Here is a 19589-nt window from a genome sequence, read left to right as displayed (position 1 = left end):
CTTTTAAAATGAATGAATATAGTTTGAAAGTCGTAGGACCCTTATTTATTTTAAACGCATAAGAAAGCGTTGTATGTTTATCCTTCTTCTGTAATAATCCTCTACCTTACTTAATCATATTTATGAGAGGGAGGGGTGAATTGTATGGGTAAAAAAACGACGATAGAGATGGAACTGGAAGTGTTTAAATACTGGAAAGAAGTGTTATTAAAAGAAGGGTTTAAGCTATACGAGTCGAATGGAAATATTTTAATTTATAAGAATATACGTAATAAGCAAATTTATAGGATAAAGGTTTACTAATAAATAGCCAAAACGGTTTACTATGATGACTCGATAATGACAAAGGAAATAAGTGCTTACAAATCTTCTGAGAAAACAGTTATAGTATTCTAGGTTGTTGTAATTTATACGGTAAGAAAGGGTCAAACTCTAAATTTTTCATCCTAACTCTATAAGATTGCCTGAAATGATTATAAGGCATTAACTTACTTATATCCGAAATATCGTCTATTTCAGCAATAATTGATTGATTGCTAGGAATCGATAACCCATTAAAAACAATTCTTAGTTCATTTTGATAAGCGTATTCATGTGGTTTTTTAAATACACCATATTTTCCATGAAAGTTTTTAGTATCAACGTATTCAACAACTCCGGGAATAGCTTTTAGGTTACGATTTGAATATTTCTTGCAAAGTTTATTTACCCTTATAATGAACTCTTCATAATCAGTGATAATTAAAACATAATCACCAAATTCTTTTACTTGTGGATCAACTAATCTTGATATAGATCCTTTTTCATAGGCCTTCAAAAGTTCGGAATGGATTGAAAACATACAAAAAACGGGTTTATTTGTTGAATACCCATAATTCCTTTTTATAGGTCCGATTATGGAAGAGGTAACATCCTCAAGTACATTACCTTCAGGATCTGTAACAAGAACACTTCTCCCCTTTTTCATTAAAACCTTAGGCTGATATAATTCGTCAGTTCCCTCATATTGGTCATGACGCATAGCTTTGTCCAACTCTTTATGTTCCATGTCTTGAAAATAACCTAAAGGACGAGCAAAAATTTTCCCTTCTTGAAGACTCTTCATATGTTCATATTTCCCGAATTTTATAACCTCATGAATATAGATAGTTTCTATAGTTTCCATACAATTAAGAACCCCCATAATCCAAATTAACAATATATCCCTATTTTAACATGTGTAATTGTTAATTTTCTTAAATTGGCAAGATTCAAATGAAGTATCGAGGTCTACATTGAAATTTGAATATGTACAATCAGTTGCGCAAGCCCTTCGATTATTTAGTAAGTTAACTTTATTACTTAACCAGATAAATCATTAACCTTAAAGACTGAATACGTGAAGGAAGAAAAGAATTATCCCCTTTAAAAGTGTCATAACTTAAGAGTATTGACACTGGAAAAGGAATGCAGTAAAATAAGTGCTCGGGAGGGTGTCATAACTTTGGTTCAAAAGTGAGGGGGATTTTTAGTGAAGTATGGTTATGCAAGAGTAAGTACCAGGGGCCAAGATTTAAAGGCTCAAAAGGAACAACTAAAAATTGAAGGATGCGAAGAAATATTTGAGGAAAAGTTCACAGGTACTAAACGAGATCGACCACGTTTTAAGAATTTATTAGAGATATTGAAAGAGAACGATACATTAGTTGTTACAAAGTTGGACCGTTTAGCACGTAACACAAGAGAAGGTATAGAAGTAATCGAATATCTGTTTGAAAAGGATGTACGTGTTCATGTTCTCAATGTTGGGTTACTTGAGAATACGACAATGGGACGTTTTTTCCTTCAAACTTTATTAGCAGTAGCAGAAATGGAGAGAAACATGATTGTAGAACGAACGCAAGAAGGTAAGGTCATAGCAAAGCAGCAGGATGACTTTAGAGAAGGCAGACCACACAAGTACAAGAAAGCGCAAATTAAACATGCTTTAGAATTGCTGGAACATAACTCATATAAGCAAGTTGAGAAAATGACAGGGATTTCTAAAAGCACATTGATCAGAGCAAAGAAAAAGGTCAAAGAATAGGAGAAGTCATACATGAATGAAAAAGACATTAATTTACTATTAGAAAAATTTCACAAGTTAAGCAATGATAAGAAACGGATGATATTCCCTGCACTGATTGGATGCCTGGAAGGGGAGGTCTTAATGAGTGAAGAAACGACACGAGAAGTAATTGAAGTACTGAAGTTAATTTTTAATGAGCTGGAGGTAGCAAGATTTGATATACCTATGCAGTAAATGGGTGGGGGCCAATATAAAATTAGGGAATTTACTAGAAAAGAATCTGAACTGAATGAAGAATTTATTATCTATAATTTCATCAGCATTCCTTGTTTTGTTGTTTTATATATATGTTTTATATGTTTTTCTTGTTTTAAAACGAGGAAAACCTTTCTCTCCCAAGGGATTCCCTCTCAAATTATAACTCCTATAACGTTAATCCTAACTTTTATAACGTTAAACCCAACTTTTATAACGTTAAACCCTAACTTCTATAACGCTTTGCCTAACTTCCATAACGTCCTCCTAACTTTTATAACGTTAACCCTAACTTTTATAACGTCTAAACCTAACCTCTATAACGTTTATTCGATTTATATTGGTTCTTTCCCTGAAGTATTTTATAATTAACCTAACTTGTCTATAAAAATAGTTAGGGGAAATAATATGGCAAAGCAAACTAAAGAGGGTAAGAAAAATATAGTTACTAAATCAAATGATTTAATCGAAGCAAATTATAAGACTCCATTATCCATTCGCGAACAAAAAATAATAACATATATAGTAAGTCAGATTGAACCTGATGATGTAGACTTTGAAGAGTATGAAATGTCAGTTGCTAATTTCACATCAATGATGGGGTTGAAAGATCCTAACTATTCATACATGAGAAGAATTACAAAAGAGCTTTTATCTAAGGTGATTGAAATAAGAAAAGAAAAAAGGCTTATCCAGACACATTGGTTATCGAGTGTCGAATATAAAGAAGAAAAAGGTATAATACTTTTTACATTTCATCCAACCTTAAAGCCTTATCTTCTGCAGTTAAAAGATAAATTCACCAGTTATCGTTTGATAAACATACTGCAACTTAAAAGTGGGTATTCCATACGGTTCTACGAATTACTGAAAAAATGGGAAAATATAGGGGGGTTTACGATTCTAATTAGTGAACTCAGAGATAAATTAGGTCTTAAGAATAATACATATAAAGAATTTGCAAACTTTAGGCAAAAAATATTAGATGTTGCTCAAAAAGAATTAAAGAAAGAAACAGATATATATTTCAAATACGATTTAAACAAGAAAGGAAGAAAGTATCATAGTATTACTTTTCATATAAAAAGTTCGAAAAAAGAGGTAGTCTCAATCCCACATTTAAATAATTATGAAGACATACTTGGACACTTTATGGTGATCGCTAAAGAGAAAAAACTTAAAATAAATACTACTACGATGAAGCAATGGATAACTATTGCTCATACAATTTGGGGGGATAACTATCAGGAATCTTTAAACAATCTTATACATGATGTAACAAGTAATAAAAAGGTTAAAAATCCTGCTGGGTTAATTGTTTATAAATTAAATGAGTTTACTTCAGAATGTGAAAACGGAGAAAGTATTGAGTTATATCAGGCAAATCCAACTAATGAAGTGATCCCGGAATGGTTTAAAAAGAGGGGAGAAGAAATTAGTGACATTGAAAAAGAAGAACATAATACAGAAGAATTGAGGGAAAGAATAGAAAGATTAAAACACATATAAACTTACAACATTAGAAGCATTACAAGTAGGATTATTTTATACTTTTGAATATTATATAAAAAAAAGAGCGAACGGGAAAAATTAAATCGAATGGCGTAACCATTGTCCCTTTAAGGGGGAGAATCAGTAAAATGCGGATTTAGAACGTTAAGCGTATTTTACTAATGCTCCCCCTTTAATATCTTCAATCTTTATCCCTTAGTCTAGTCTATAATACTTTTTGCTATTTTTTATGCTTCTGACGACACTAAAATTGGTTATCCCATAAAAATTGCTTTTAGAAGCAAATCAACTTTGTAATAATCTGGCAGATTTCTTGCTTAATTATCGACTTCTATTTCACCATCCTCATAAATCTTCAGATGTTGATAACTATCCATATACTTTCTGCCTTCAACATAACCTCTTTCCTCCATCATTCTTTCATGTTCCCAGAAAAGATCTTTATTATGAATAATCGCATAATAGTAAGCCTTTCTTCCGTTTCTTGTATTTGAAGAAACTAAATGCAATCTATCGTCATACATTTCTTTGAAATGATTGACGGCTTCTTCATGACTATTAAAATTAGGCAATTTTTCTTCATAATCCTTGCTAATGTACACAACGATATCATCCATTCTTTCACCCCCTTCATTTACAATTATAATCTATTTTTGCCCTTCTTCCATTTACATTTTGAAATAGAGAGAGATAAATATAACATAAGCTATTTAAAGGTGGAATACACCCACTTTAAAGTACATGGTATCATTCCCCCTTCAAGCTACGTGAAAAACCCTTTAGTGTACTCGAAAACGCATCTGGTAACATATAGAATACATAGATCGGCATTAAGATGTAACTTAAGCACTAAAAGAAGGTATAATGCAAATATAAAATGGAAAATGTAGGGGATAAATTCATAGATTAATAGGAGGAAGTTCTTTTGCGATTAGTTACGGTGTATGGTGATGAAAGCTGTCAGAATGGTCACAACTACATGGTGCTGGGTACTGTTTGGGATATGGGCGGTATTTGTAGCGAAATTGAGTTAGTAGTCACTGATTTAAAACGGAGAAGGCAGTTCAAAAAAGAATTTCATTGGTCTGGTGTTAAGGGGCATCACATTCCTGTTTATCAGGAATTGATTGATATATTTGAGCTTTATTACCACGAAGAAAGCATTCGCTTTAACGCAATGGTTGTCGACCAATCTGATCAAAGTCACCAGAATTTTAGCGATAATGACGATGAGCTGCATTTTTACAAAATGTTCTTCTGGTTAATCTGGGGTCGGATGGATATAGCCAATGATCATGATATTTTGTTGGACAGGAAAACCAACTCCGTTCCTGGAAGACTTTCAGATTTAAAAAATGCACTAAATAATAAAGTGGTAAAACATCACGGAATTCAATGGAAAGAGGGTAATTTTCTCCCTAGAAATGTAGTACGTACGGTGGAACCTAGAGATGGTAGCCAAATTGGTTTACAGCTGGCCGATTTATTTGCTGGAGCAATTGCTTATGTAAAAAATGGACACTATCACACTAGGAAACGAGCAAATCCAAATAATCCTAAAGTGAAGCTAGTTGACTACATTCAGGACAAGCTATCTATTGACTTGAGGTATAGCCACTATTCTTATCAAAGTCCAGCCTTTAACATCTGGCGTTTTCAGCGTTCTTATCAAAGGCAATAAAAAGCGCCCCATTCCCTATCCTTTTTGTACAAGGAAAGTCCGCACGACCGCAGAGGTCATGGTTTCGGGAGATGGTGACGCCGTTATTACCGTTCTAGCCATGTAAACTCAAGATTATACTTCTATAATTAAATTATAGTACAGAAGTTCGCTGTTTGCGAAACATATTCTCTGCCCAAGCGATGAAACTTACAATATAGGTGATAATGAATTCTAAAATTTAGATTCAATTAAAAAAGAATAAAAAGCACCGTTTATTTAAACGGTGCTTTTTATAGTTGTTTTCAGCAGGAAATATCTATATGCAAGGCTAAATAATTAGCAAAAAAATTAAGGGATTACGTGCTGTTTAAAGCATGGAAACTATTGCGTTGCTAAACCACGAAATGATAGATAGAATAGTAGATACAATGACTTAATAGTAAAAATTTTTAAATAAAAAAAGAGACGGAATTGGTAGTTCCATCTCTCTCATAGGGACTTTTTGGAGAAAAGTCATATTTTAGATAAGATAATTAGATTTTAACAGTTGTTGGTAGCAACTGTATATTAAAAATACATTTGTACTTATTGTATATGCTTTTATCGAGACTTTCAATATTTTCGATTAAAATTTTCATGTAATATATTGTATTTTTTACATAATCTATTCTGCTTGTTTTTGTCCCTTTAATAAATTTTAAGGGGCATTTTTTTGTGGGATTACATAGTAGTAAGCAAATAGAAAGAGAGAAGATAGAACATTGGACAGACTTGTGGTTTACGGATACTAAGAAGTACGGTTACGTAGAAGTATCGAATTTGGGTAACGGATATAAAAAATCGTACGGTGCGAATAATATAGAAGAAATGGTAACGGATAGCACTGGGGTAGAAGAAAGATACATAAGTTTAAATGCGTTTGGGTTTGGGAGTAGAAGAGAAGAGGATCTGAAGCAGTTACGTAATATATGTATAGATATAGATCAATATAAGATTAAAGTTAGCGGTATAGAGGATCTAGATGGTTTAAAAGAGATGAGTAAAAAGAGTGAGATGCATAAAAAGGTAATGACTGTAGATGAATATGAAAAGTCGGGTAAAGAACTAGATGATTTACGACCGATGACTGTAGAAGAAGGTTTAGATGTGGTACGGGGGTTAATAGTAGCAGGTGAAATTCCTGAACCGAATCTTGTGCTTACTAGCAGGGGGATCCAGATTTTTTATTCGATTCAAGGTGGTGCGTCAACAAAAATTGGTTGGTTGTATAGTTACATAAATGATCAATTTGTAAGTAAAACAAGGGATATAAATTCTGATCCACGAGCGCAAGATATAACCGGTGCACGTAGGATGCCTGGAAGTGTGAATGCTAGAAATGGAAGTGAAGTGAAATGGGAAATATGGTGTGATGAGCCGTATACGTTAACGGAATTAAGTCGATATTGTGAACCTATAAAGAAATTAAAGACTAGTAAGAAAAAAGCGAAAGTATATGAATTTATAGATAAAGATAAAAAGGAAAAGTTAAAGGGTATATATGAGCAGAATTATATAAGAGTTTCTGATTTAGAGAATCTTATTAAGATAAGAAAAGGTGATATGACAGGAATGAGAAATAGTCTGTTGTACGTTTATTCTTTTCATTATGCGTTATATGATCAAAGTTTTGTTAATTTAGAAAGAAGGATGAATAGTGTATTCAAGAGGATATATAGCAAGGATAGCAAAAAGGTAAGCGAACGGGAAATTGAAAAGACAATATTAAGTGCGTACGAGGGTGCGGTTAGGTATTTTTCAATTTTAAAAGCTAACGGGTTTAAGAAATTCGGTCGGACTCGAGATGGGATAATAAAACCGTATACTTCAAAGAATTTAATCAAGATGTTTGAGGTAGATGAAATTGAGCAGCAGAATATGCAAGATATTGTAGGTGAAAAAGAGAAATTAAGAAGGGATATGATGAGGCAGAGAGAAACCAGAGGTTCGGTATCAAGAGCGGAATACAACAAGGGTAGGACACTTAGTAAAGTGGAGAAGATTGAGACGCTAAAGAAAATTTTAGCTGATGAACCGAATCTATCAAACAATAAAATAGGAGAGAAAATGGGGATAAGCGGTAAGTACGTAGGTGACCTGAAGAAGGAAATCTGAAGGGTGTGAACTGGTTGTCCCTACAAACATTTATTATTATTTGTAACCTTATGAACTTATCTAATAAAGCTAGAAATTAAAGCAAGAACTCAGAAAACAGAACTCCGGAACCAGAATAAACTCTGTGTGAGCAGCTGAGGAGATGCGAGTTTTAAAACCGAGGAGTTTACGACGAGCCGTACTGACATCACCGATGTGATGTCAAAAATCGCAAAACAAAAATTGAAGGGGGTTTGAGAATGAAAAAAGGTAACTTAATCAATGTCGATTTTAGTCGAAAGGAAGAGGTCTGGAAAACAGACTTTTGCGCGGGTTGTGAAAAGGACATGAGAAGTGTAAAAGATAAGAATGTAATTAAGCTACCTTTTGAGAAATATGACGAATTTATAGCTTTGTGTAAATCTTGTTACCGAGAAGCGAAAAAGGAACGAGTTTTATAACGGAATCGAACCGATAGTGATGAGAGTGAGACCAACTGTGATAAGTATAATTTCGATCATTTGGCAACCTCCAGTATATAAAAATAACACGCTATTACTAGTATGTAGTAGTGTGTTATTTTATGTGTTTGGGAAAAATAAGTAAACTTATACAAATATGTATACGTTTACTTAATCTTATTTTCGTACTTATCCAAACCTGTTTCAATTACATGATTAATAAATTCTTTCATGAAACCTCTACGTCCTTTTGCAAGTTTATTTAACCTTTTAAGTAAATCATTTCTTACGAGAAATGTGTGTCTGGAGTGAGTATCTTCAACTTTTTCTTTTTTATTGTTAAATTTTTCGAGAAAATCTTCTTCATTTGCAGATGATTTTTCCTCGTTTGTTAAGAGAGAGTTAATCGCTTTTTCCGGTCTCTTCTTAGTTTTTTCTTTCTTTTCTAGTTCGTCTTCGAATGACACGGTTATCAAACTCCTTTAAGAAATTTTTATACGTCTTCATTACTTTTCGGTATTCCGAATTATTAGATAATCCTAGTGCGGGTATTCGACCGACAGCTGCTGTTCTTTTAATAATAGAATCAAAGCATAAATCTCCGAACTCTTCTTTAACTTTATCTGAAAAGTATTTATTATCTGTTCGCCTTACATCTATCATGTTCCTCAAAACACCTAAAATTTCGAGGTTAGGGTTAACTTTACTTTGTACAGCATTAATTGTTTCTAAGTAGCTTTTTAGAGAGTTATAGCAGAACTTACTTGTTTCAAACATGATTAATACGTAATCGCTTGCTGATAAAGATATTATGGATATTTCGCCTAATGCTGGAGGTGTATCGACAATGATGTAGTCGTATTCATTTTTTACAGGTTCTAAAGCTTTAGATAGAACGTGATGATAGTTACCTTTTAATTCTTTATGAAAGCTAGGAGTAAGTGTATTAATGTATTCGTCTCCTGCTACGAGATGTAGTTTATCATCTATTTTTAAGATATGAGAAGATGCGTTTTCATCTTTTAAGGCGTTGTATATAGTAGATCCACGAAACTCGTATAAGTCGTCCTCGCCGGTTAAAAGTTGGGTAAAGTTCCCCTGCCCATCCATATCTACACATAACACTCTGAATCCTCTTTCTTTTAGATGATAAGCAACAATGCTAGATGCAGTGGACTTACCTACTCCGCCTTTTTGAATCCCAACAGATATAACCTTACACAAATAAGTTTACCTCCCTTTATAAAATTATTTTTATGTAACTAAATTATAATACAATTTAGTTTGAATTTAAAGAAAAATATAAGTGTAATTAAAACGTTTTTTAAATGTTTACATAAATGTTTAAGTTTTTGTTTGTATAAGTTTATAATTTCCTACTGTGTTTACTTAGGATAAGTATGTCAACAAACGTAAAGTGTCAAAGGAACAGTGAAAGATAGCGGTAGTGCCACCTTGGGATAGAAAATAAGAGAGATACAATAGGTACATAAGAGAGGGTAAATTATAAGCATAGTGATACCACGGGATAAAAATAGGAAGATAACTGAGAGGAATAGATAGGGGGAGAGTATTATTTTTTTCGGGGAAAACCCTAGTGATACCAGGCGTTCGCAGTTGAGTGCTACCAGAAAAACAAAATATAAGTGGTTCATAGGTGAAAAGTTCTCATCTGTTTACTCAAGAAGTTCTCATGAGTTGAGAAGTGAAAATAATAAGAGGAATTTGAGTAGAAAAAGTTGAGTAAAGCAAAATTAAAGGAGATGGTTGATATGAATAATTATGAAAAAAAGCATGTTTCAGTGGTGAAAGACGTGCATGAAATAGTTCAGATAACTACTGACAGAAAAGTAGGGGCGAATTATAGTGCAACTTTTTGTGGGTTTGCTGCAAAAGGAATACAATCTTATATCGATGAAGGTATGGATCCTACCGATTTTGGAGTTGTGTCTGCAGGTGTTGCTAAGAATGAAAGAACTAAAAGGTTTGAGAGTGTTGCCAGGGATAGTTTTAATGTAGAGAAAAGTCATTTATTTAGTAATACTAAAACAGGTATAGAAGGGTTCTTAGATAGTTGTGTGAAGAAGGATCAGCATATGTTGTATGTAGAGAAGACGAAAGGTAGCGATAAGTCAGATAGATTAGTAAGAATAAGAATGTTAGAGAAGATTACTGAGATTGATGATGAAGGTGAGTTAGTCTTGAAGTATAAAGTCCAAGCAGTTAAGAAGAGGAATAGTTATAAGCCTAGGATTTTGTCGATACGAGCGTTAGAGCTCGGTTTAGTGGATGATAAGATGAACTCTTATTCAATAGATGGGTTAGAGAATAATATGGAAAGATATTTAACAAATAGAACAAAAATACCTGATTTGAAAGAATTTAAAAAGGAATTTGATAAACCGAAGGTTCCTCGTTCACCCTTATGGTCGAATGAAACTAAGAAGAAAGAAATTGATAAAATAGTAAGAAGACGGTTAGAAAAGAAGTTTGAAGAATCTGAAGTTGATTTAAGTAAAGTTAATGAGAGTAAGGATGTTATAAAGAAAAATAGTTTATTTGATAATGTAGTAAAAAACGTGTGGGATTTTACATCAAAAGGAGTTAGGAGTGTGAAAGAAGCATTTCGTGAGGACGATTACGATGTAAACGGTTGATGAGGTAAAGAAAGCGAATTATTGAAGAAAGAAACGCAACTTCTACAACAGTTAAATAATTAACATTTGGTATTAAGCCCCTAATATTATAGATTAGGGGCTTATTTTACAAGGATAAAAACAGGTGTTATTACCTTGCTTCCCTTCTTTATTATTTTTCCATTTGTCCGATTAATCCACATAGTTTAACTCCCTTTTCGTCTTTTACTTTAGCCGATTGTATTAACTGGTTGTGCTCGGCATCTTTTTCAGTACTTAAATTCTTATAAAAAAGGTTTTTTCTAGAATATCGAAAAGCAACTATCAGAGAGGAGGAACTATTATGCACATTACTTTTAAATACAAAGACAAGCTTGGTAACAGCGTTGAAGTTAAAAGCAACATAAATAAAAACTTCTACTGATTGCCCCTTTAACTATCCATAATTTGGAAAATACATAAAAAAAGGCGACTTCATAGTGAAGCGCCTTTTTTATTTCTCGTTTGGTCCCAAAAGTTAGTAATAGTCTAAATAAATTTGCAAAAAAGTCCATGTTAATAGAAAATTTTAATTTTGCGTTTTTTTTCACCTAATTAGATACGAGTAAATGCAAATAGAGAGTTTAATATTGAAACATAAAACATTGCAAAGGAGTGGTCTTGTGGACTCTAAAGTGTTGATAAGGTTGGTGAAGAAAGACTTATTACAAAGGGTTTGGTTCAAAATCGATCGCTTAGTTTCAGAGGTTGAAAATTCAACCCGAACTCAGTTTGGGGAAAGGATAACCGGAAACCACAGCTGGTTTTCTGGAGCATCTACCGGCGGGGAGGATATCCAGCTATCATCTTTAATCAGGATATTTGAACAAATATCTACACACACAGAAAAAGATATAAGATTTGAAGATATTTTTACAGAAGAAATTCTGCATAGAGCTAAATTGTTAAACTATTTGTCAGCCACAAAAGAGGAGAATTCCTACTTGCATGAAATTATTGGGAACTACATGAACACTTTTAAAGAAATTAAAACTTCACTTGCTCCTTTATATCGTGAGGAGAAATTAGGCGACGCTAATCTTCAGCTTGGTTATGAAAAGCTTGCAGAAATACTAGAGGAAATGGAGAGTGGAAATCTTGGCTAAAAAAGAGCGTAAAGTATGGTTTATTACTCGTCCAGAGAGGGACCCTAAGTTTCATATCGATGCGTTAGAAGCGTTGGCCGAAGCTACAAATGGATTTAAGGAGAAGTGGCAAGGACACCGGTCAATTCATCTTGAGTACGAAAGAGCTTTAAATCGTCACGGAATAAAAAGAGATAACCTAAGTAAAGATGGCTCTGGAGGAAGAACATGGGTGGCTATGTTGAAAACATTTTCGTACGTCTATACAAATGAGGAAGGATATTTAAGAGTGACTCGAGTTGGGGAAGCTCTCCTTAATGAACATAAAATCAGAGAGAATACATCAAAACAAATTTTAACGTTACAGATCCCAAATGGTTATTTTCTTAGTAGTGGATTTCGTCCTAAGTTTGAGGAAGGGTTTGAAGTTCATCCGGCTAGATTCTTGGTTCGTCTGGCAAACCAAGAAACTTTGGATTTTTATGTTACCAAAGAAGAGATTACTTTCTTTGCTCTAAAGGCTAAGAAAAATTCAGATTTGGATGACGTGGTTAAACAGATATGTGATTTTCGTAAATCATCCTTTGAGACTCAACAGGAAATGAAGAAAGAAATCGCTACTGAGTTCGATCACCGAGAACGTTCCGACAAAGGGGCAAGAGATTTCGAGGGGGCTCACAGTGATGTTGCACATACATTTATGCTTATGTGTGATTACACTGAGTTGGTTGAATATGTACGAGGTAAATTCATTCGTGTGCCTTCTGAGAAGAGAAAGTCCACTTCAGATAAGGTCAAAGAGTACGAAAAAAGATACCCTTACAGTAAACGGTACCTGATTTCCCTCGAGCGTTTTTCCGAACATGCTGGTTTGGACGTTGATCGTTATAAATCTAGTCGTTTTGGTGACATTTCCCCTGCTACTAATCAGTCTAAAAGTGAGAGGAGAGTTCGAAAACTCCTATCTGAGTATCCAACTGTTGGTAGTATGTCAAAAGAAAAGATATGCGAAATTCTTGGAAGTTACTTCTCTGATAAAGAAAGTGAGAAATATGCCGATTTATTAATTGAAGATGATTACTCTTCGTTGAATGAGGATTTCGTTGAGAGATATTTAAATGAGCCAGATAATATGGCCTTTGAAGATAAAAGTGCTGAGATACTAAAAGCTATTGGTTTTGATGTAGATATTCGTCCAAACCCTACAGTTAAAGGAACTAGAACAGAAATCGAAATTCTTATCCACATTGATGATGAGAACGTATGTATATTAGACGCGAAGAATTACGGGGATAAATTCCCGTTATCGGCAAATCTAGCGTCACACATGGGTTCAGAGTATATTCCAATCTATTACGGATATCAAGGGAAGAAGGTACAATCATTTGGCTATCTGACTGCGACAAGCAAATGGAGTGGGGAAAGTAACCTGAGTAAGATTACGAAAAAGGTAAAAAAACAGTCTACCTTTGAGAATACGAATATCCAGGGTGCATTGATCTCAGCAAATGCCCTTTTAGGTTTTTTGGATTATTGTTTAGAGAATGAACTGCCTATAGAAGAAAGAAAGCAGTGGTTTGCTTCGTTGTTCTTAAACAAAGGATACAAAAGTGTATTTCAAATGTTAAAAGTGAAACCGTAAGTTTAGAGAGCCTTATTTATAAGGCTCTTTTTGGTATGGATAACTCTTATTGAGTGTTTAATTTATACCTTAATACTGCTATTATTAATGAAAATAATTGATTTAAAGGAGTATATGGTAATATGGGGAAACTTAGCATGAGTATATCTAATAAAGAAACTTTGGTGAAATAATGGGAAAAAGCAATTTATTAAAGGATGCAGTAAATCCTAATATAAGCGTCGAAAACATCCTATTGAGATTAAAAATTATTTTCTCAGATCTAGATAATGATTTAATAATGAAGTGGGTAAATGGTGAAACGAAGGGTTATAAAGACACAGCGGATCTTCCACCATATAGAATTATTAAAGGGAATCCTACGGGAAACTATATTGTAAATTTCAATGTCCATTACAAAAACAATCAAGTTCCTTTGGAAATGCTTATTGATCGGGAAAAAATTAATGAATTGACTACAGTCGAAATGAAGCAAAGCATTGGTACACTTCAGAATATTTTAGCTAGTGAAAACAGAGATAATTACGCAGTTGTTATTCCTACCGCTTATTGTCATTCTATATCAATAGAAACCCTTCAAATAGCCAGTATGAGAATAAAGATTTCATCAAGCATACTTGATGAAATCGTATCCAATGTTAAATCAACACTTGTAGAGGTAATCATGGAACTGGAAAAACAATTTGATGATTTGGACGAACTGGATATTCAATCTCAAATAAAAGAAGATTTACCTAAAAAAGAACAAGCAGTGGTAAACATCATGCAAATTATTAACGATGACTCCATCACTATAGGGGATAAAAATAAACTCGATAATTCAGAGATCGGCAACCATAATACCGAATGAGTATTAAAATAGGAAATAAAAACAAGTTCAAAAACTCAACAATTGGTCACCATAATCATTCCCAAGATAAAAAGGTTAAACAAAAACCCCCTTATTTAACTTCTTTCATAATTTCGTTAATAGTTGGAATAATTATGCTTTTTTCTTTTTGGGAAGATTTAATTCGTTGGATCGAAGGATTTTTCTAATAATTAAAGCCCTCCTAGGTCAACAGGAGGGCTTTAATTTCCCCAAGGTATTTAATTAGCTTTCGCATTTTGAGCATCGCGCTCTCTGTAACAATTAAATATATTTTTAGGGAATAGTTCACCCAATACAAAATATGAAGCATATCAGGGAGGGGAAACCGCTTTTTTTATGCTTTATGTTAGGTATTTACACTATTTGAGCGCCTAATTTAACGTTCGCGGTATATTTTTACGAGTTTTTGAAATATAATTGAGTTAGGATTGCGTTTAACCTCTAGGCGGTGTGGAAGTCGCTCGGAGGAAAGTTTTTTACTTTCCTATCTACGTGATAGGATGTGATGGAACATGACAAATTTTAATGATCAAGAACAAAAAGAAGTTCCGAAAGGTCGAACGTTTAGTTAGTAAATTGATCAGCTAACTAGACAAGATTGTTTCGGATCATCCTTCAACTTTTGGCTAAAGCTGAAGGGAAGAAAACAAAAAACACCGGGAATGGACCCCCGGTGTTTTTTTGTTTTGCTAGTTTTTAGCTGTCCTCCGCTCTCAACCTCCCCCGCTACTTTTGTGTGGAAGTTTTATTTAGAGTCGCGCGCGTTTTCTCGCTGCCCGGGGACTAGTCGGGCAACGAGGCCGCGGTGTATATTGAGCGGATTCTTGCTAATCCTAACTAATGACTATTCGGCTTTGTCTTGCTTGTTTTGCTTGTCTTGACTTTCGTCCTTTCCGCTGTTAATTGGTTGCATTTTGGCGGTTATGAGTGTGACACATATAGTCGTCACGGAAGGTAAAACAATGGCTAGCGTCCCGTTCACATTGGTCCAGACAGTTAATAGCAGGATCGCGCTTAACATAGGCGGCCCGCCTCCTTTCGGTAGGTTTGGCGGCGGGGACCGACTATACAACTTTATTCTAGCAAGTTTTCCCATATATGGGTAGTCCCAACATCACAACTCACGCAAGAAATAATATCCCGTCAAAAATAATGATTTTCCAACACTAAAGAGTAATTTTTACAATTCTACGCTATTTTACAACTTCATTTGTAAGTGAATTGTTTAACGTGAGTATTGTGGTAAAAGGTGGTGCTACCCCATAAAGAGGGATGTGTATATAGGAACTTATTTTTTAAATGATTTATCATAAGAGGTAAAGAGAATAGCCTACAAAGCATTTAAAATGCTTTGTAGGTATTGTGTTTAAATGACTTGTCAAATACACCAGAAAGGCTTTCTGGGGCTCTTATGCATATATTTCGTATGTTGATATATGGAAAATTCTATCTATGTGTCCATATAAATGTTTGACTTACACGTGAGTATAAGGAATTTTAAGGAATCTAATGAAAGGACACATCTGGGTTCCCCTCTTTTAGTTATTAATAGGAAATTAATTACATAAACATTTGGGCTGCATTTTTTTGTAGAGTCATGTAGAATAAAGAATAGATTCAGGTATGCAAGAACATACTTTCGCATTCAGGAGAGGAAGAAACGATATGCCAGTTTTTTATAAAGGTGAGTTATTTAGCGGCCCTGGCGGTATGAGTAAGGGAGCCCAGGAAGCTAAGGTCATAGATCCAAAAACAGGAGAAGTCTACAGGATTGAACATCTGTGGGCAAATGATTTTGATGCAGATACATGTAAAACATTTGGCAAGAATATATGTGGCGATGAACAGGACCCCTCTGTACACTTAGGACCAGTTGAGACATTACCTATTGGTAATCACGATGTTCTTCCGGATATTGATTGCTTAGCTTTTGGTTTTCCTTGTAATGATTATAGTCAAGTTGGTAAAAAATACGGATTGGAGGGAGAATATGGCCCTCTGTATTCCTATGGTGTAAAGGCTATTCGTGAGTACCAACCTCAGTTTTTTGTTGCTGAGAATGTGGGTGGCCTACAGAGTGCAAATGAAGGTAAAGCCTTTATTCAAATTTTGACTGAGCTGGAGGAATGCGGATACCATTTGACTCCCCACTTATATAAATTTGAAAAGTACGGGATTCCACAAGCAAGGCATCGTATCCTGATTGTAGGAATACGTAACGATCTACACGAAAAAGGAATTGATTTCAAAGTACCAGCACCTACGACTCCGACGCCTGATGAATACGTGACATCTAAACAGGCTATTACTGATCCTCCAATCCTTGATTTCTCTTTAAATCATGACATTCCGAGACATACAGAGAAAGTAAGGAGGATGCTCTCTTTTATTCCAGAAGGAGGAAACGCCTGGCATCCTAATATACCAGAGGAAATGCGACTTAAGGTGAAAGGTGCTCGTTTGAGTTCAATTTATAAGAGATTAGATTCAAAAAGACCGGCTTATACAGTCACTGGTAGTGGTGGTGGTGGAACCCATATGTATCATTGGGCAGAAAACAGAGCTCTTACAAACAGGGAACGAGCGCGTCTGCAAACTTTTGGAGATGCATTCGAATTTGTTGGGAGTAAAGAGTCTGTGAGAAAACAGATTGGCATGGCCGTACCAGTACAGGGGGCCAAGCTCATTTTTGAAGCAATTTTAAAAACTTTTGCAGGAATAGATTATGAATATGTGAATCCTGAACCTAAAGTACAACTAGAGGTTCTACGTAAAAAACAAACAAATAAAGCTGCTAAAGAGCTTACAAGTCTTGTATAAACACCCCCCTTTCAAAGGGGGGTTTGTTTATTAATGAAAGAATTTAGAAATACTTCCTGCAAAAAAGAAGAAAGTCCCCTTAATATGAGATGGACTATTACACTCTGAACGTAAAGACAAGCAATACAGATAAATTTCATTTCATATAAGAAGAGGGAGGGCAGGTAAAAGTGTTCTATAAGAATATGTGTAAAGAGAAGGGTATGTTTGAGGTAGTGCTCCAGGAAGAGAAAATGAATCCTTCTAACAACGTAGTCAATATGTGCAATTAATCCTCAGTCTAAGAAGTCTCAATACGACAATACTCTTTAGACCTTAACTTAAACAATTCATTTGTAGGAGGGTTTAGAGAAGCAATTTAGACTTCTCTCTGGTTGATTTTAAAAGAACATAGCTTTAGTTTACTGATATTAAAATTAAAGCCAAAAATAAAGTTGAGACAACCCCTATTATAATTACAAATGAAAAACTTGCTATATTAAACTTTAGTTCATATAAGTATTTTATCGGATCATCCATAATGTTATTTTTATTATCATTAACCGCTATAATACGAAGTGCCAAAGAGAAGCAAATAACCCATCCTATAAAAAGCGAAATCTTAGTCACGAATAACATTCCTTATTATTCCCCTCCAAACATACGATTCCAAAAAGACTTGGGCTTATCTTGATCAAGTCTTTTTTGTTCCTGTAGCTCATTTAAAGTTTCCATAAGTGTTCTATCACGCTCTTTTAAGCGTTCTTCTATTCGCTCGTGCTGTTCACCTAAGCGTTCTAAAAGTTCTTTGTTGAAATTTTCTTGTCTTTGAATATAAGATTCTTGGCGTTGAATGTGTTCTTGTTGTTCTTCAATGAAAGACATCATCCTTTGGACTTGTTCGCTATCCGGACGTAAAGCAGGAACATTGTTATCGCTGTCTACCTGTTCGAACGGCGTCTGGTTGTACTTTGATGCTACTATCTTTGCGGCGTTATCGATGGATATAAACTGCACCTGTACCAACTCTCTGAGGCTATGTAACAGCAACCGTTCGTTTTCATAGAACACTCTGCGCTTGTTCTCCGTTCGGCTAAAAAAGTAACCTTCTTTTTCAACAGCTATACACCATTTCCTAAGTGTACTATCACCAACGTTTAAGACCCTAGCCATTTCTCCTGGTGTATATGGTTTATCCGTTCTGACCACCGTGATACCACCTCTTTTTTCTTTCCATTGTAGCTCAAGTATAAAAGTTTGAACATACCCGGTTAATTCAGACGTTTTCTGTGGAAGTGACCAGGAAGTACATATTTTTATGGAACTTTTTTTCATATTTGTGCGTTTTTTTGTATGGTAAAAAAAATATGTTATAATTCAGAAAATAACTAATTGAAGGAGAATTTTTATGTATAGCAAAAATCCTAAAATTGGTTTAATATCCACAATCATCATGGTTATCTTGCTGGCAGTTTTTGCTTCTTTGAAGACATTTCAAGAACCTGCAAGTTGGAGAATTCCGGTTTTAGTAGTAGCTTTTTCGTATCTTATCATCGTTGCAGTTATGCAAGCTAGAAGATTGTACAGGCAAAATTCAAAAACTGAAGATAGTCAATAACATTAAAAAACCTTTGCAAGCTTAATGCCTGCAAAGGTTTTTATTTTAGTAATAATATCTTGTAGGATTTTTGTAATACGCTTGGTTATTATATGTGTCAGCTTGCTCTAAGCCTTCATGGCAAAGGAGTACTCCTGTACCCTCAGTATGTGCAGTGTTAATCCAATCTCCAGTACTACCTTGTCCTAATGATGCTCCACCTAAAATGGCGCCAGTCAACCAAAAACCAGCTATACCGGAACCGTAAGTTAACCACTCAGTTAATGAGTCGTAATCGGATTTTCCATGATACAATTCATTGACTTCAGATGCAGTAAGATAGTTCGAGTGTTCACAGTTTGCACCCGGATCTGAAGGCACATCTGCATAAGAAATCGGACCCGATGCTGAAGCCGAAGTACTAAATCCTAAAACTAAAACCGCTAACGACAAAAACGTAAAAATTTTCTTACCAAAGTTGATAGATAACCCTCCCAAGAAGTTTATAGGAATAAGTTATCATAATTTAAAAAATATTTCAACTATTGTAATATTTAGAACTTCTGTATAAAAATAGACTGGGGTCTTTTTTTCCATAAAAACCTCGATAAAAATCCTGGAGATAAAAAAGCACTATGTGTTTCTTACTTCTGAAGAGTGCTTCAAGGAGAAATTAATATTGTTCGCTCATAGATAAGAACGTCTTCTGAAAAAGAGGCGTTCTTTTAAAATGAATGAATATAGTTTGAAAGTCGTAGGACCCTTATTTATTTTAAACGCATAAGAAAGCGTTGTATGTTTATCCTTCTTCTGTAATAATCCTCTACCTTACTTAATCATATTTATGAG

The 19589-nt window shown here is 34.4% G+C and carries 18 protein-coding genes; 12 read left to right on the top strand and 6 right to left on the bottom strand.

Going from position 1 to position 19589, the window contains the following annotated elements; all coding sequences use genetic code 11:
• Positions 1–382: 382 nt before the first annotated feature.
• Positions 383–1165 carry a hypothetical protein gene (locus LF817_RS19130; protein ID WP_253937414.1) on the bottom strand — a complete coding sequence of 261 codons (783 nt, stop codon included), beginning with the start codon at positions 1163–1165 and terminating at the stop codon, positions 383–385.
• A 345-nt stretch (positions 1166–1510) separates the two neighbouring features.
• On the opposite strand from LF817_RS19130, the gene LF817_RS19125 reads away from it, so the two are divergent.
• From LF817_RS19125 to LF817_RS19115, 3 genes are all read left to right on the top strand, one after another.
• Positions 1511–2065, top strand: a complete 555-nt coding sequence (locus LF817_RS19125) for a recombinase family protein (protein ID WP_253937413.1) — start codon at positions 1511–1513, stop codon at positions 2063–2065.
• Between the two features lie 12 nt (positions 2066–2077).
• Positions 2078–2281 (top strand): hypothetical protein, encoded by a 204-nt coding sequence (locus LF817_RS19120; RefSeq protein ID WP_253937412.1) that lies wholly within the window; start codon positions 2078–2080, stop codon positions 2279–2281.
• Between the two features lie 429 nt (positions 2282–2710).
• On the top strand, positions 2711–3811 hold the full coding sequence (locus LF817_RS19115) for a replication initiation protein (protein ID WP_253937411.1): 1101 nt from the start codon (positions 2711–2713) through the stop codon (positions 3809–3811).
• Between the two features lie 320 nt (positions 3812–4131).
• Here LF817_RS19115 and LF817_RS19110 read toward each other — a convergent pair whose 3' ends face one another.
• Complete coding sequence (locus tag LF817_RS19110) at positions 4132–4431, bottom strand: hypothetical protein (RefSeq protein WP_253937410.1); 300 nt, start codon at positions 4429–4431, stop codon at positions 4132–4134.
• Between the two features lie 308 nt (positions 4432–4739).
• On the opposite strand from LF817_RS19110, the gene LF817_RS19105 reads away from it, so the two are divergent.
• From LF817_RS19105 to LF817_RS19095, 3 genes are all read left to right on the top strand, one after another.
• The gene (locus LF817_RS19105; protein WP_253937409.1) at positions 4740–5495 is read left to right on the top strand and encodes a DUF3800 domain-containing protein; all 756 of its coding nucleotides are present in this window, start codon (positions 4740–4742) and stop codon (positions 5493–5495) included.
• A 696-nt stretch (positions 5496–6191) separates the two neighbouring features.
• A complete protein-coding gene (locus LF817_RS19100) occupies positions 6192–7631 on the top strand; it encodes a hypothetical protein (protein ID WP_253937408.1) in 1440 nt (479 codons plus the stop codon).
• Between the two features lie 239 nt (positions 7632–7870).
• The gene (locus tag LF817_RS19095; RefSeq protein WP_253937407.1) at positions 7871–8071 is read left to right on the top strand and encodes a hypothetical protein; all 201 of its coding nucleotides are present in this window, start codon (positions 7871–7873) and stop codon (positions 8069–8071) included.
• 167 nt (positions 8072–8238) lie between these two features.
• On the opposite strand, the gene LF817_RS19090 is transcribed toward LF817_RS19095, so the two are convergent.
• Positions 8239–8538: a hypothetical protein gene (locus LF817_RS19090; RefSeq protein ID WP_253937406.1), complete on the bottom strand. Its 300-nt coding sequence runs from the start codon at positions 8536–8538 to the stop codon at positions 8239–8241.
• Positions 8498–9295: a ParA family protein gene (locus LF817_RS19085; RefSeq protein ID WP_253937405.1), complete on the bottom strand. Its 798-nt coding sequence runs from the start codon at positions 9293–9295 to the stop codon at positions 8498–8500. Before LF817_RS19085 ends, LF817_RS19090 begins: the two co-directional genes overlap by 41 nt.
• Positions 9296–9843: 548 nt before the next feature.
• Between LF817_RS19085 and LF817_RS19080 the strand changes: the two genes are divergently transcribed.
• The 5 genes from LF817_RS19080 to LF817_RS19060 all read left to right on the top strand — a co-directional run bounded on the left by LF817_RS19080 (position 9844) and on the right by LF817_RS19060 (position 17164).
• Positions 9844–10728 carry a hypothetical protein gene (locus LF817_RS19080; protein WP_253937404.1) on the top strand — a complete coding sequence of 295 codons (885 nt, stop codon included), beginning with the start codon at positions 9844–9846 and terminating at the stop codon, positions 10726–10728.
• 641 nt (positions 10729–11369) lie between these two features.
• Positions 11370–11852, top strand: coding sequence for a hypothetical protein (locus LF817_RS19075; protein ID WP_253937403.1), 483 nt, complete (start codon positions 11370–11372; stop codon positions 11850–11852).
• Complete coding sequence (locus tag LF817_RS19070) at positions 11836–13473, top strand: AlwI family type II restriction endonuclease (RefSeq protein WP_371925108.1); 1638 nt, start codon at positions 11836–11838, stop codon at positions 13471–13473. Before LF817_RS19075 ends, LF817_RS19070 begins: the two co-directional genes overlap by 17 nt.
• Positions 13474–13645: 172 nt before the next feature.
• Positions 13646–14323: an AbiTii domain-containing protein gene (locus LF817_RS19065; protein ID WP_253937401.1), complete on the top strand. Its 678-nt coding sequence runs from the start codon at positions 13646–13648 to the stop codon at positions 14321–14323.
• Between the two features lie 1686 nt (positions 14324–16009).
• A complete protein-coding gene (locus LF817_RS19060) occupies positions 16010–17164 on the top strand; it encodes a DNA cytosine methyltransferase (protein ID WP_253937400.1) in 1155 nt (384 codons plus the stop codon).
• Positions 17165–17788: 624 nt separating this feature from the next.
• On the opposite strand, the gene LF817_RS20475 is transcribed toward LF817_RS19060, so the two are convergent.
• Complete coding sequence (locus tag LF817_RS20475; protein ID WP_253937399.1) at positions 17789–18352, bottom strand: MerR family transcriptional regulator; 564 nt, start codon at positions 18350–18352, stop codon at positions 17789–17791.
• A gap of 199 nt (positions 18353–18551) precedes the next feature.
• On the opposite strand from LF817_RS20475, the gene LF817_RS19050 reads away from it, so the two are divergent.
• The gene (locus tag LF817_RS19050) at positions 18552–18761 is read left to right on the top strand and encodes a hypothetical protein (protein ID WP_253937398.1); all 210 of its coding nucleotides are present in this window, start codon (positions 18552–18554) and stop codon (positions 18759–18761) included.
• 45 nt (positions 18762–18806) lie between these two features.
• Here LF817_RS19050 and LF817_RS19045 read toward each other — a convergent pair whose 3' ends face one another.
• Complete coding sequence (locus LF817_RS19045) at positions 18807–19193, bottom strand: hypothetical protein (protein WP_253937397.1); 387 nt, start codon at positions 19191–19193, stop codon at positions 18807–18809.
• Positions 19194–19589: the final 396 nt, after the last annotated feature.

The organism is Halobacillus sp. A1 (assembly GCF_024189295.1).
In the GTDB taxonomy this organism is placed as follows: Bacteria; Bacillota; Bacilli; order Bacillales; family Halobacillaceae; genus Halobacillus_A.
The sequence above is the reverse complement of the archived record's forward strand: the minus strand, read 5'-3'. Positions and strand labels throughout refer to the sequence as shown.

Coding starts and splice junctions, on each gene's coding strand:
- LF817_RS19095 (WP_253937407.1), top strand. CDS start 7,871: ATGAAAAAAGGTAACTTAATCAATGTCGATTTTAGTCGAAAGGAAGAG.
- LF817_RS19060 (WP_253937400.1), top strand. CDS start 16,010: ATGCCAGTTTTTTATAAAGGTGAGTTATTTAGCGGCCCTGGCGGTATG.
- LF817_RS19050 (WP_253937398.1), top strand. CDS start 18,552: ATGTATAGCAAAAATCCTAAAATTGGTTTAATATCCACAATCATCATG.
- LF817_RS19110 (WP_253937410.1), bottom strand. CDS start 4,431: ATGGATGATATCGTTGTGTACATTAGCAAGGATTATGAAGAAAAATTG.
- LF817_RS19115 (WP_253937411.1), top strand. CDS start 2,711: ATGGCAAAGCAAACTAAAGAGGGTAAGAAAAATATAGTTACTAAATCA.
- LF817_RS19130 (WP_253937414.1), bottom strand. CDS start 1,165: ATGGAAACTATAGAAACTATCTATATTCATGAGGTTATAAAATTCGGG.
- LF817_RS19065 (WP_253937401.1), top strand. CDS start 13,646: ATGGGAAAAAGCAATTTATTAAAGGATGCAGTAAATCCTAATATAAGC.
- LF817_RS19080 (WP_253937404.1), top strand. CDS start 9,844: ATGAATAATTATGAAAAAAAGCATGTTTCAGTGGTGAAAGACGTGCAT.
- LF817_RS19120 (WP_253937412.1), top strand. CDS start 2,078: ATGAATGAAAAAGACATTAATTTACTATTAGAAAAATTTCACAAGTTA.